This window comes from Haloglomus salinum (assembly GCF_024298825.1).
Classification (GTDB): Archaea; Halobacteriota; Halobacteria; order Halobacteriales; family Haloarculaceae; genus Haloglomus; species Haloglomus salinum.
On sequence record NZ_CP101153.1, the window covers coordinates 3,537,135 to 3,549,530 of the forward strand.

Sequence of the window (12,396 nt, forward strand, 5' to 3'; positions counted from 1 at the left end):
ATCGCCTCCCTCACTCGGTCGGTGTATAAGCGTGCTGGAGTGATTGCACACCCGAGAATGTGTGTGTGTGTGTTCTGTACACGTCTCCGGGTCGCCGGGGGGCCACCGAGACGGCTCGCTCAGCCCTCATCCGGCCAGGCGTCGGCCGCGAGCGCGCGGTCGCGGACCTGCTCGGCCCGGGCGATGAGCGGTGCATCTATCATCTCGTCGTCCACCCGGAAGACGCCGACGCCGTCGGCCTGGGCCTCGGCAGCCGCCTCGAGCACCCGGTGGGCCCACTCGATGCGGTCGTCGGCGGGCGTGAACGCGTCGTTGACGACCGGCACCTGGGCCGGGTGGATGCACATCTTCCCGTCGTAACCCAGGCCGAGCGCGAACTCCGTCTCCTCGGCCAGCGCCTCGGACTCGCCGATGTCCGTGAACACGGTGTCGAGCGCGTCCACGTCGGCCGCACCCGCCGCGAGCACGACGTGCTCGCGGGCGTGGAGCACCTCCGTCCCCTCGCGGGTGCGGGTCGCGCCGATATCCGCCGAGAGGTCCTCGGCGCCGAACGCGATTGCCTCGACGGGGTCGGTCGCGGCGATGTCTTCGGCGTGGAGGACTCCCGCCGCCGACTCGCACAGCGCGATGATGGGGAGATCGACACGGCGCGCACCGAGCAGGTTGTCGAGGATGCGGACGTCCTCGGCGCGCTCGGTCTTCGGGAGCATCACCGAGTCGATTCGCGGGTCGCCGTCGAGGACCGCCCGCAGGTCCGCAGCGGTCACGTCACGGTCCGCCCGGACCGGATTCACGCGCACGCAGACCTCGCAGTCCGGGTCGAACGCGTCGTCGGTCAGGACATCGTTGACCGCCTCGCGGCCGTCGTCCTTCGCCTCGGGGGCGACACCGTCCTCGAGGTCGAAGACCACCACATCGGCGCCGGAGTCGGGCGTTTTCCGCATCAGGTCCGGCCGGTCGCCCGGCGAGAACAGGACGCTGCGTCGTGCCATACCGGCGGGGTCGACTCCGGGGCACTTCAATGCGGCCACGGACCCCGACCGGTCACGATGTTGTGAGGCTCCCTTGGTGGTCGGTCCCGGAGGAGGTTAGTGGGCGGGGGACGAACGGCTGCCCATGACGCGTCGGGTCGGGGTCGTGGTCAACCCCATCGCAGGCATGGGTGGTCGGGTCGGTCTGAAGGGGACCGACAACAAGGTCGAGGAGGCCCGCCGCCGCGGTGCCGAACCTCGTGCCTCCGACCGCGCGACGGAGGCCCTCGAGCACCTCCGTCGGCAGGGTGTCGACCTCGAACTCGTTGTCTGGGGCGGCCGGATGGGCGAGGAGCCGGCACTCGACGCCGGGTTCGACCCGTCGGAGCTGACCGTCGCGGGGCAGCCGGCCGACCCCGAGGAGACGGGGGCCGAGGACACCCGGGCCGCGACCCGTGCGTTCGTCACTGGCGGGGCGTCCGGTGATGCCTCCGACGGTGACGACGCCGGTGTGGACCTCGTCCTCTTCGTCGGCGGCGACGGGACCGCGGTCGACGTGGCCGAGACGCTCGACGAACTCGACAGCGACACACCGATGCTCGGCGTCCCGGCGGGTGTGAAGGTCTACTCCTCCGTGTTCGCCGTCACGCCGCGGGCAGCCGGGCGACTCGCCGCGACCTTCGACCGCGTGGAGACCCGCGAGGTCAACGACATCGACGAGGACGCCTACCGCGGTGGCGATGTCCGGACGGACCTGAAGGCGCTCGCGAACGTCCCCGTCGGCGAGGAGCTCCAGTCCTCGAAGCAGATCGGTGGCGGCTCCGTCGAGGCGCTGGCCCAGGCCGTCGCGGCCGAGATACGCGACGACGAGGGGACCACCTACGTTCTCGGTCCCGGGTCGACCGTGGACGCCATCAAGACCGAACTGGGCTTCGATGGCTCGCCGCTCGGGGTGGACGTGTGGCGCGACGGCGAGGTGCTGGTCCGGGACGCCGGGGAGTCGGACATCCTCGAGAACCTGGGCGAGGAGAACGTCATCGTGGTCTCCCCCATCGGTGGCCAGGGGTTCGTGTTCGGCCGCGGGAACCCGCAGATCTCCCCACCGGTCATCCGCCAGTGCGAGGTGACGGTCGTCGCCTCCTCGCGGAAACTGGACGAGACGGGCGTTCTCCGCGTCGACACGGGCGATACGGACCTCGACGAGGAACTCCGGGGCTGGCAGCGCGTCCGCGTCGGCAAGTTCGAGCGCCGGCTGATGGAAGTGGTGTAGGGTGGCACGGCCCGTGATATCATCTCTCCCTTAGCTACGGATGAAGATTCTGCCGCGAGTATAACCATACCCCTCTATCACGGTCGTTCCTGATACTGTATAGTGAACATTAAGGTCGCTGCCGACGATGGGGTGATATGGAAACCCGGAAGGTGCAACGGCTGGGGCCGTCGACGCTGGCGATGACGCTGCCGGCGGAGTGGGCCAAGGCCCAGGACGTCGAGAAAGGTGACGAGGTGTCGCTGCGCATCGGGTCGAAGGGGACGCTGACGGTGATGCCCGAATCCCTCCAGCAGGAGGAGTCCGAGGCCGTCATCCACGCGGGCGAACTCGACGCCGACGCCGTCGAGCGCGCCATCCTCGCGCAGTACGTGCTCGGCCGACGTGTCATCCACGTGGAGGTCGAGGAGGGTGGCACCCTCGATTCGGCTACCATCAACGCCGTCTACAACGCAGAGACGCAGTTGATGGGGCTCGGCGTCATCGAGGAGACGCCCGAGCGCATCGCCATCCGCTGCTCGGTGGACCCCGAGGACTTCACGCTCGACAACCTTCTCACGCGACTCGAATCGACGGGGAGCACGATGCGCAACGAGGCTATCAAGGCGCTCGCGCACGGCAATCCGGACCTCGCCCAGCGAGCACTCAACCGCGAGCGGCAGGCGAACAAGATATTCGTCCTCCTGCTCCGCCTCATCTTCACCGCCTACCAGAACCCGAACCTCGCACGTGCGGTCGGGCTGGAGGGTGGCTTCCCACTCATCGGCTACCGCTCCATCGCGAAGAACCTCGAGCTGACCGCGGACAACGCCGAGGACATCGCGGAGATCGTCCTCGAGGCCGAGGGCCACTCCCTCCAGGTCGACCAGGCGACGATGCGACGCATCCGTGACTTCACGGACGACGTCAACGAGATCACCGAGAAGGGCGTCGAGGCGGCTGTCCAGCGCGACTACGACATCGCTATCGAGGTCCGCGAACTCTTCCGCCAGATCGAGGACCGCGAGCGCGAGATACTCAGCGACCTCGACGAGATGCCAAACGAGGACCTCCTGCAGGTCCGCGAGGTGCTGGTGTCGCTGGGTCAGACCGCGCAGTACGCCGTCCGGAACGCCGAAATCGCGACGAACCTCGCACTCAACAAGGATTCCGAATACGTCACCATATCGTAACACGGCCCATTTCATCCGTTCTGGGGATGGTTATCGGATAATACGGCCCATTATGTCGCAACATCGGATACTTTCTGCCACTGCCCGCCCACGTCGAAAACGGCATGAGTAGCGAGTGACTCTGCCGAGAGGAAGACCGATGCGCGACCTCGACGACACCGACCGGAAGATACTCCGACTCCTGCTGGAGGACGCCCGCCGGCCCTACGCCGACATCGCAGAGCGCGTCGACCTCTCGCCCCCGGCCGTCTCCGACCGGGTGGACCGGCTCCATGACCTGGGTGTCATCGAGCGGTTCACGGTCGACATCGACCGCTCGGCGCTTCGAGACGGCGTGCAGGTTCTCGTGACGCTCCGGACCGCGCCGGACGCTGTCACCGAGATACGGGCGGCACTGGCCGCTCTCGACGGCGTCGAGCACGTCTTCGAGACCGCCGACGGGCGGGTCCTCGCGTCGATGGCGGCCCCGGACGGCGAGGTCCGCAACTACCTCGCCGGGGCACTCGATCTCGACGCCGTCGAGGGGCTGACGGTGGACCTGCTGGCCGACGCGGAGTGGACCCCAGCGCTCGGAGACGCCACCATCGGCATCGACTGTGTCCAGTGTGGCAACACGGTCACGGGCGAGGGGGTGCTCGCGGAGGTCGGCGGGACACAGCGTGCCTTCTGCTGTGAGTCCTGCGAGGCGGCGTTCCGGGAGCGATACGAGGAACTCGAACAGGGCGCCTGAGTCCGGCGGGCTACGGCTCCTGGTTGCCACGAGAGGCCCGTGCCATCACGTCTCACGCAGACTTCTTCGCATTTCCAGCCCTACTGCAGGTAATGTCGCTGCCCGCTCTCTCCGTCCCCGCACGCTATCGCGATGCGGCGCTGTTCGCCTTCCTCGCGGCGCTGTTCGGCGGTTCGTTCGTCGCCATCAAGTCCGGCCTCGCGGCGTTGCCGCCGCTGTTCTTCGCGGCGCTCCGGTTCGACATCGCCGCGGTCGTCCTGCTCGCCGTCGTGGCGCTGACCCGGCCCCGCGAGACGTGGCTCCCACGGACTCGTGGCGACCTGTTCGGCATCGGCATCGCCGCAGCGCTGCTCATCGCGGCCAACAACGCGCTCCTGTTCCTGGGGCAGGGGTCGACCACGACCGCCGCTGCCTCGGTCATGTACGGACTGAACCCCGTGCTGGCGCCGCTGTTCGCTTGGTGGCTCCTGAAGCAGCGCCTCGCGCCGCTCGGCGCGCTCGGCATCGCCGTCGCGCTGGCGGGCGTCGTCATCATCGTCCAGCCCTCGCCCGCCTCGCTGACGGGCGGGAGCGCACTCGGACAGGTGCTCGTCCTCGGGGCCGCCGCTGCCGTGGCACTCGGGAGCGTCGGCCTGCAGTGGGTCGAGCCACGCATGGACAGCGTCCCGCTCACGGCGTGGGCGATGGCCGGCGGCGCGCTCCTCCTGCACGCGAGCAGCGCCGCGGTGGCCGAGGCCGTCCCGCCGCTGGCTTCGCTCGGCTGGCCCGTCGTCCTCAGCGTCCTCGCCGTCGCCATCCCCTCGACGGCGGTCGCGTATCCCATCTACTTCGGTCTCATCGGACGCGTCGGCCCCGTCCGTGCCAACCTCGTCGCCTACGCCGTCCCCGTGTTCGCCGCGTTCATGGGCTGGCTCCTGCTGGACGAGGTGCTCTCGGTCTGGACCGCCGTCGGCTTCCCCGTCGTCGTCCTTGGCTTCGCGCTCATCGAGCGGGAGGTCATCCGGGAGGAGGTGACACGGCTCCGCCGCCGAACACGGGACGAATCGGCGGCCAAGACAGCCCCGAATCAGCCCTGTGACGACTGAACGGACGGTACACGACCGGTTCGAGTGACACTCCCTGCCTAGCCCGTCTGATAAAAACAACGGTGTATGAACTGCACAACTCGGTTACTGTTGTAGATAGAGTTGCTGGTGATGACAGATCGGGACGATGGTGTGGACGACGATTCGAACGGGTTCTCGCGGCGGCGCCTCCTCGGAGCGATGGGCGCCGGCGTGGGGGCGAGCGCGTTCCCGGGTGTGGTCCGTGGTGGGCTCGGGAGCACAACGACCGACGGAGAGCTGAGCGGCGCCGACATCCTTCGGAACCGCGCTGCCGGTTCCCGCAGGGCCCGGCTGTACCCGGTCGGGTCCGACTTCGAGAGCGGGTCGGTGCCCCAGCGGCTCACGTCGAAGCCGCGCTGTGTCCAGCCGCAGGACCGGCCGATATACGGGCCGACGGACGTGAACGCCCAGACCGCCAACGGGAGCCTCGCGGTCGCGACCAACCACGAGGGGACGATGACGGTCCTCCGGTGGCCGCGGCCGTCGTTCTACGAACAGCTGAAGTACTTCGCGGAGGGTCGCGACGCCGAGAACCCCGACGACATCTCCGTCGCGCCCAACCAGGGCGCGTTCCTCGGGCTCGCGGTCGACACCGGAGACGGATTCGAAACGACCTGGCTCCGTGACTGGCCCGCCATCGAGCAGGCCTACCGGAACGACCGGGAGAACGCGGTCGACTACTCCGACGAGATCGTCACCGAGTACGTCCACGACGACCTCGGGCTGGAGGTGGCGGTCCATACCGTCGCCGCCAGGGACGACGACGTGCTGGCCCGGCACGTCGAGGTGACCCGGCGACCGGACTCGCCGGTCGAGGGCGCGAAGCTGCTGGCGTTCGAGAACCTCGGGCTCGTCGTCGGGAAGTACCCCCAGTACCCCATCCAGGACTGGTGTCTGGAGGAGAACAACCACCACCGGGCACGGTACGTCGACCGGCTGGACGCCGTGGTCCACGACCGCGCCGGCGTGGACCAGTCCACCGGGAAACAGCGTTCCGTGGCGCTCGCGGTCGGCTTCGCGGGTGCGTCGACCGGCCATCAGGTCGGCGGCGACGCCCACGACCCTGCTGCCGAGCCCACCGGCCAGGCGGGCCCGACCCGCGACGCCTACGACGACGCCGCGTCCGGTACGCTGTCGGGCAACGACCAGTACGTCGGGCAGGCGACCAGCGCGCTGGCGACGACGCTGTCGTTCGGCCCCGGCAACGGCCGGGCGACCGCGTCGGAGACGGTGCTGTTCGCGGCGGGCGCCGACGAGGCCGAGGCGGGGAGTGCCCTCGGAACCGCCCGCAACCGCTCGTTCGAGGAGATTCAGGGGGAGAAGGAGGACTGGCTGGACGACCTGCTCGGTGACGCGCCGCTGCCGAACCGGAACACTGCCGCCCGGGTCCACGACGAGGCGGCCGCCTCGGCCATCGAGTCGACCGCCCGGCGCGCGCTGATATCGATGGTGACGGCGTACGACCCCGAATCCGGTGCCATCGTCGCCTCCATCACAACCCAGCCCCCGTACGGTGAGGACTGGCCCCGTGACGGCGCCTTCTTCAACTACGTGCTCGATTTAATCGGGCTGCACGACTGGGTGGAGAAACGCAACCGCTGGTACGCCAGCATCCAGCAGCGGGCCGCCGACGAGGCCGCGGGCGGCGACCCGCTGGCCGCCATCGACCCCGGGCAGCTCTCGTCGCTCAACACCCTCCCGGGGAGCTGGAACATGAACTACTACGGGGACGGCATCCCCGGCGGCCCAATCCCCTACCAGACCGACACGACCGGGTTCATGGTCTGGACGATGTACGACCACTACGAGGTGACCGGCGACGAGTCCTACCTGCGGTCGGTGTATCCGGCCATCCGGCGGGCGGCCGACCTGATGGTCTGGTGCCGGGACCCCCGGAACGGGCTCCAGTGTGGCGGCTTCGAGGACGACCGACCGACCCAGCCGACCCGGCAGACGGTCAACGGGGCCGTCCCGTTCTGGCAGGGACTGAAGTCGGCGACCCAGGCCGCCCGCGTGCTGGGCCACGAGGACGATGCGGCCCGCTACGAGGAACGGATGCACGAGCTGGGTCGGGCGATCGACCGGGAGCTGTACCAGGCGGAGAGCGGTTGCTACGGCTGCGGGGCCAACGGCTTCCCGTACGGCGAGACCACCTGGCCGCTCGGGTTCACCCCGTACGCGGACCCCGAGGCCGACCCGACGGACCCGGATGCCGAGATACGGGACCGGCCGCAGGTGGACAACCCGTTCGACCACCCGCGCATCCAGTCCCACATGACGACGGACGGCCGCGGTGTGGCGAAGCTCGTCAAGGAGCCCGAGGCCGGCGAGGTGGACAACGGGGGGTACGATGCGAAGGCCATAATCCCGCTGGCGAAGGCCCGGCGCGGCGAGAACGAGCCCCGGAGCCTCTCGCTGATTCGGGACAGCGTCCGCTGGATGGCGACCCAGCACGCCTCCGAGGATACCCACGTCATGGGCGAGTTCTGGCGCATCTACGGCGAGGGCGACGACCGCGAGGTCCGCTCCATCCAGGGCCAGCCCCACATCTGGGAGCAGAGCCTGTTCTACCTGGCGGCGCTGGAGGCGTTCCCGCCGTCCGGACTCGATTTCGAGCCGGCGACGATGGAGAGCGTCACCGGGGCGCTCCGTGGTGACGGCTCGGTCGACAGCTCGCCCCTCTCGGCGTCGGGGAGCCGGTCGGACGACGGCCGTTTCTTCACCCCTGGCGGCACCAACCAGGTCGAGGTGACCATCGAGACGCTGTCACACGACGTGGACGCGGCCCGCGAGGTACTCCCGGCCGACTGGTCCGTGGTCGGCACGGGCGAGGGCGTCACCGCGACGACGGTCGATGGGAACGACGCCGTCCGGTTCGACCCCGCTGCGGTGAGCGAGGCCACCGCCCCCGACGAGTCGGTCACGTTCACCTTCTTCGTGGAGGCGCCCGCGTCCGCCGGTGCGTACGACCTCGGCCCCGTCGAGGTCAGCTCCACGGCTACCGACGACGGGTACGTCCCCGTCTCCGGGACCACGAGCACGGAGTACGTCCTCGGGACGAGCCCGGGGCTCTGAGGTCGACTCGAGCCCGCCGCGGGCTGTGGTGAGCCACGACCGGGCGACATCCGGACCGACGACGATGTTCCATCACCTTCCACGGTGGACGCGACACTTTTGCGCCCACCGGGCAAGTCACCGGTATGTCGGAGCGGCGACGTGGACGACGGGCGGTTCTCGGTAGCATCGCGGCGAGCCTGCTGGCTGGCTGTAGCCGCCTCCGCGGCGACGGACTGCTGGGCGGTTCCGACCCCTCGGCCCCCGGGCTGGAGGGGGAGGTAGCGGACAGGCGGGACGGCACGGCGACGGCGACCGGAACGGAGACCAGGAGCCTCGGACAGCGTGCGTTCGATGTCGTCGCCCGCTTCGCCGCCGCCTACAACACCGACGACTACGAGGCGCTGCGGGCGACGCTCTCCCGGGGGGCACCAGTGAAAGAGCGCGTCGGGCCGGAGCTACTGGCGCGCTACGACCTGCCGACCATCACGCCGCAGGGGGTCGCCAGGGCGGGGTCGAGCGTGGTGGTGCAGGTCCGCCTCGAACTGCGCGACCGGGACGGGTCGACCTCGGAGTTCACGACCAGATTCCAGCTCGTGATGGAGTCCGGTCGCTTCCAGGTCTACGAGATCGACGACCCGGCACCGATGCTCCGGGCGCCGGGGACGCCGACCGCCACGCCCGAAGCCGAGGAGATGACACCGGTGGAGGATGACGGTACGTACGGGTTCGAGGGCGACCTCGCGGCGTGGACCGTCGAGCGCCAGGAGTGGGGCCAGCGGGACGACGTCGCGTACGCCGGGACGTACAGTGGCGGCATCACGGCCGGCGGTCCGGACACCGGCGACTACATCGGGACGCTCGCGACGGCGACGCCCGAGCGCCTCGCCGGTGGACAACAGCCGACCCGGGTCGACCACTACTGGTACGAGCGGGCGGCGAGCTTCGGCGGCGGCCTGCGGCTGGTGAACAGCGACGGCGAGGTCGAACTGGGCGTCGGTACCGACAACCCGACGTGGTTCGTCGAGGACAGGGACGGCACCACCGAGCTGTCCGACGGGGACGGCTACGACCGCTGGGTCCGGACCACGGTCGCCCTCGACTGGGCGGCTGGCACCGCATCGGTCACGTTCACCGACCAGCAGTCCGGGATCGCCGAGACCACGGACGCCACGCTCGCGGTCGGTACCGACATAGAGACCCTTCGTCTCGCCGGGTTCACCATGGAGCAGGGCTGGCGAACGGAGTCCTGCCACATGTTCTGGGACGACCTACAGGTCGAGAGCTGACTTCCGGGACGTCTCCGGGTCACGGTTCGATGGTCGTATCGAGGTCGTGCTGGGGACAGTCCCGGGGCGGTCACTCCTCGTTGCGGTCGGCCGAGCGGTTCCGGACGGCCAGGGTACGCCTGACCTGCTCGACCGCGGCCTCGGCGGCGTCACGCCGGTCGTCGCTGGATGGAGGGCTCCGGCTCATACGTGACCCGAGGCGATGCAGGGATAAGTGCTTCCTGGGGGGTCGGGATGCGTTCACACCCCGCGGCGGTCGATGGCCTACCGGTTCCGACCGAGTTCGTCGTGGCTGGTGACCCAGTCCGACGCCGAGATGGCCGAGGCCAGCGACAGCTCGCCCGCGAGGACGGTCGCTGCTGCGATTTCGGCGAACTTGTTCACGTTGCCGGCGCCGTCACAGTCCAGCATCGAGAGACACTCCCGCTGGGTCGGCAGCCCCGTCCCGCCACCGTACGTCGCGACGATGAGCGACGGGATGGTGACCGAGACGTGCAGGGAGTTGTCGTCGAGCAGCGTGGTGTTGACCATCGCCGCCGACGATTCGGCGACGTTGGCCTCGTCCTGGCCACAGGCGATGAACAGCGAAGCGAGCCCGTTGGCCGGGTGAGCGCCGTTCGTGTTCGCGCCCGAGAAGAACGAGCCGAGGGTGGCGACCTGTCCGTGATGGTGGATGGCACTGGGTTCGACGCCGAGGTGGTGGAGCATCGTCTGCTCCGAGAGCGTGGTCTCGGCGGTGACGCGCTTGCCACGGGTCTGCAGGTCGTTGATCTTGGAAGCCTTCTTGTCGGTCGCGAAGTTGCCCTCCAGGTAGAAGTTCTCCACGTAGCCCGAGTACTCCGAGAGCATCCAGTTACAGGCCGCGAACGTCGCCTTCCCCACCATGTTCTGGCCGGCGGCGTCGCCCGTGGTGTAATCGAATCGGAGGTGGACGTGGTTGTTCGTCATGTAGTCCTCGATGCGGACGAGCTCGGCGACCGAGGAGGTCTCCTCCGCCTTCTCCCGGATGGTCTCCATGTGCTCGAACACCCAGTCGCGGAAGTCACGCGCGTTCCGGGCGTCCTCGAAGACGAACACCGGCGCCCGGTTCATGTTGTCGTCGACGACGGTCGTCTTCGCGCCGCCCGAGAGGTTGATGGCCTTCATGCCACGCGAGTACGAGGCGACGAGCGTCCCCTCGGTCGTCGCGAGCGGGATGGGGTACTCGCCGTCGGCGTGCTCGCCGTTGACCTGGACGGGCCCGGCGACGCCGAGCGGCATCTGGGCGACGCCGATGAAGTTCTCGACGTTCCCCTCGGTCTCGTGGGGGTCGAAGGAGTTCCCGGGGACGTGTTCGAGGTCGACGCCTGTCTCCTCCTCGAGGTACTCGTGGCGCTCCGCGATGGCGGACTCGGAGTAGTTGTCCTCGTCGTCGCGGGGGATGCCCCCAACCGTCTCCTCGTCGCGGATGGTGTCGGTGACCTCCAGCGTGAGCTCGCCGAACGGGTCGGCCTGGAAGTCGATATCGATCTCGTGTTCGCCCGTGCTCAGGTCCACCCCCTCGATGACGATGACGACGGTCCGCCCCACGGGGAAGTTGATGGGCTGGTCCTCGTCGATCTCGTCGAGCGTGTACTCCTTCTCGTCGGCTGTCACGACACGGACGTCCTCGAGGTCGATCCGCTGTCGGTTGATGACGACCCGGGAGACGCCTGTCACCTTCGCGTCCTGGAGCCGGTTCTTTATCTCGAATTCGGCCCCGCGGTCCGTATCCTTCAGACTCCCGTAGGTGTAGAGCCGCTGCAGGATGCGGTCCGGGATATCCAGGGAGAACCGCCCCCCCGAGCCGACCAGGTTCGCGTAGATGCGCTTCAGCACGCCGCTGTCTGGCGTCGGAATGACCATGTAACGTCCCGCAATCTGAGGCGTCGGGATTAAACCTTGTGTCACCGACAACGATTCGGGCGTTTCGGCCCGTTGTTTACCGTTTCTGCCGGTTGTAGCCGGGTACCTAACTCCGTTCCAGACGGCTCCGTGCGGCATCGACCGCCTCCCGGACGCGTTCCCGGACCGAGGGGTCGGCACCGAACTCCTCGATGGAGTCGCGTCGCTCCAGCGTCCCCCTGACGAACGGCCGGACCGGGAAGACGCCGAGGTGCTGACGCTGGATGTCGAGCACGGTGAACGCAGCGTGGTCGCTGAACTGGTCGCCCGTGCGGCGAGTGAGACGGCAGCCGCCCGCGAACCGGCTCCAGAGTGGCGCGAGCGCCCGCTGAGCGAGGCGTCGCCAGCCCTCCTCAGCGACGTGTTCGAGGAACCGGAGCTCCCCGCCGGGGCGGAGCACCCGGGCGACCTCGTCGAGTGCCGCCGCCGGGTCCGGAATCGTGCAGAAGACCATCGACGCGACCACCACGTCGAACGAGTCGTCCGGGAAGGGGAGCGACTCCGCGCGTGCGTCGCTCACCCGTACGTCGATATCGAGGCGCCGGGCCTCCGCAACGGCCTGTTTGCGCATGTGCGGGTCCGGCTCGAGGACGGTGATGGTTGCCTCGCCCGACTGGATGGCCGTCTCGTAGTAGGGCAGCATCGCCCCGGTGCCCGCCCCGAGATCGAGTACGTCTCCCGAGAGGTCGCGGGCGAGATACTCCCGGTGTGGCGGGAACAGCTTCGCCTCGGAGGCCCGCATCACCGGGTCGTACAGCCGAGCGAACCATGGGTGGGCCGGGCCCTCCGTGTCGTGGTCGTGTCCCGATGCGTCGCCGTCCGCCACCCCACCCTCCACGGACCCCTCCTCGTTCGTGGTGGCGGTTCCCATACCCTGTCGG

At 69.0% G+C, this 12,396-nt stretch carries 9 protein-coding genes; 6 read left to right on the forward strand and 3 right to left on the reverse strand.

The features are described from left to right. Positions 1-119 precede the first annotated feature (119 nt). Positions 120-992 carry an HpcH/HpaI aldolase/citrate lyase family protein gene (locus tag NL115_RS17300; protein WP_254830574.1) on the reverse strand — a complete coding sequence of 291 codons (873 nt, stop codon included), beginning with the start codon at positions 990-992 and terminating at the stop codon, positions 120-122. A gap of 124 nt (positions 993-1,116) precedes the next feature. Here NL115_RS17300 and NL115_RS17305 point away from each other — a divergent pair, with 124 nt between their 5' ends. From NL115_RS17305 to NL115_RS17330, 6 genes are all read left to right on the forward strand, one after another. Then, a complete protein-coding gene (locus NL115_RS17305) occupies positions 1,117-2,241 on the forward strand; it encodes an ATP-NAD kinase family protein (protein WP_254830575.1) in 1,125 nt (374 codons plus the stop codon). A 137-nt stretch (positions 2,242-2,378) separates the two neighbouring features. Then, positions 2,379-3,413: a phosphate uptake regulator PhoU gene (locus NL115_RS17310; protein WP_254830576.1), complete on the forward strand. Its 1,035-nt coding sequence runs from the start codon at positions 2,379-2,381 to the stop codon at positions 3,411-3,413. Between the two features lie 139 nt (positions 3,414-3,552). After that, positions 3,553-4,143, forward strand: a complete 591-nt coding sequence (locus NL115_RS17315) for an AsnC family transcriptional regulator (protein WP_254830577.1) — start codon at positions 3,553-3,555, stop codon at positions 4,141-4,143. A gap of 92 nt (positions 4,144-4,235) precedes the next feature. Then, complete coding sequence (locus NL115_RS17320) at positions 4,236-5,228, forward strand: DMT family transporter (RefSeq protein ID WP_254830578.1); 993 nt, start codon at positions 4,236-4,238, stop codon at positions 5,226-5,228. A gap of 111 nt (positions 5,229-5,339) precedes the next feature. Then, on the forward strand, positions 5,340-8,324 hold the full coding sequence (locus NL115_RS17325) for an alpha-L-rhamnosidase-related protein (RefSeq protein ID WP_254830579.1): 2,985 nt from the start codon (positions 5,340-5,342) through the stop codon (positions 8,322-8,324). 125 nt (positions 8,325-8,449) lie between these two features. Next, the gene (locus NL115_RS17330) at positions 8,450-9,592 is read left to right on the forward strand and encodes a hypothetical protein (protein WP_254830580.1); all 1,143 of its coding nucleotides are present in this window, start codon (positions 8,450-8,452) and stop codon (positions 9,590-9,592) included. 264 nt (positions 9,593-9,856) lie between these two features. On the opposite strand, the gene NL115_RS17335 is transcribed toward NL115_RS17330, so the two are convergent. Further along, complete coding sequence (locus NL115_RS17335) at positions 9,857-11,476, reverse strand: hydroxymethylglutaryl-CoA reductase (RefSeq protein ID WP_254830581.1); 1,620 nt, start codon at positions 11,474-11,476, stop codon at positions 9,857-9,859. 106 nt (positions 11,477-11,582) lie between these two features. Further along, the gene (locus NL115_RS17340) at positions 11,583-12,386 is read right to left on the reverse strand and encodes a class I SAM-dependent methyltransferase (RefSeq protein WP_254830582.1); all 804 of its coding nucleotides are present in this window, start codon (positions 12,384-12,386) and stop codon (positions 11,583-11,585) included. Between the last annotated feature and the right edge of the window lie 10 nt (positions 12,387-12,396).